The sequence below is a fragment of the Ruegeria intermedia genome (genome assembly GCF_900129345.1).
In the GTDB taxonomy this organism is placed as follows: domain Bacteria; phylum Pseudomonadota; class Alphaproteobacteria; order Rhodobacterales; family Rhodobacteraceae; genus Ruegeria; species Ruegeria intermedia.
In genome coordinates this window covers 1-1,069 of sequence record NZ_FQVK01000082.1, presented here as the reverse complement: position 1 = coordinate 1,069, position 1,069 = coordinate 1, and the positions used below count along the sequence as shown (strand labels likewise).

Genomic DNA, 1,069 nt, shown 5'->3' with positions numbered 1-1,069 from the left:
ATCCGTGAGAAAGCTACCGAAATCAAATATCAGGGGGGTCAAATTTGGACGCCGATTACCCCAATACCGGGGTCAATTTTGCATGCCGGTTCACATTTCTGCACCTTTCGGGGCTGACCGAGCATGCAAAGACGCCTCTCGCGTCTTTCGGCTACCGGGCACGGTCAACGAAAAATCAGGAGGCCTGGTGCGAGTCAGCGGCGGCACCGGCCAAAGGCACAGATTCGACGCCTTGTCTGATCAGATATTCACAGCCAGCGGGAGACCAACTCGCTCAGATCTCGAACAACGTAGAAAACAGAAGAAGGCGAAGAACGAGAACGGCAAGTCAATGCCGCGCGGGCTCACTCAGGCGCAGCGTTTCAGTCTGATCCTTGATGATCTTGAGATCATTCGTTGCTTTCATGGCGGGACAATTCCCACTGGCATGCGCAATACGTGGCTGCACTTCTTTGCGACTTGTTTCACGCATCTTCCTGACGTCTTGGACATAGAAAGAAAGATCTGGGAAGCTGCAAAAACCGCCACGCCGGGATTGCCGCCGGCCGAAGTGCAGGCAATTGCCAGGCAGGCTGCGGAGAAAACGGCGCTCAACCGGAGCTCATCGGTGTTGAGCGACGGACGATATCACTACAAAGGCGCTACAATCGCAGAACGTTTGGGTGTCACGTCAGATATGGCGCGAAACTTGGGATTGAAACAAGTCATCCCTGAAAACGAGCGAAAGCGCCGCAAAGCCGAAGCAGAGCGGCGGCGACGTGTAGCGAAAGGCGCAATGACACGAGAAGAGTATCTGGCAAAGAACAACGCATCGCGCGAAAAGCCGTGGACTGCCCTCGGCATTGGCAGAACAAAATACTACGAGCTGAAGCGCGAAGGTTTGCTTCCTGAGTTGATCGCCGCATAGTGCGGACAGGTGCGTGCCCGCCTCAGGGGCGTAGCCAGCCCGCCTGGCGCCCAGCCAGGCGTAAAAATGTAAAACACACGACTTGATCTGACATTTCTGCTCTTTTGGAGCGCAAGCAAGGAGTGTCGATCAATGACAAGCATTCAGGAAAAGATCATCAAA

Annotated in this window: 1 protein-coding gene; it reads left to right on the top strand. The window is 54.4% G+C overall.

The annotated features are described in order from the left end of the window. On the top strand, nucleotides 1-907 hold a 907-nt coding region (locus F3H26_RS19310), incomplete at its 5' end, for a RepB family DNA primase (protein WP_223162600.1). Nucleotides 908-1,069 lie beyond the last annotated feature (162 nt).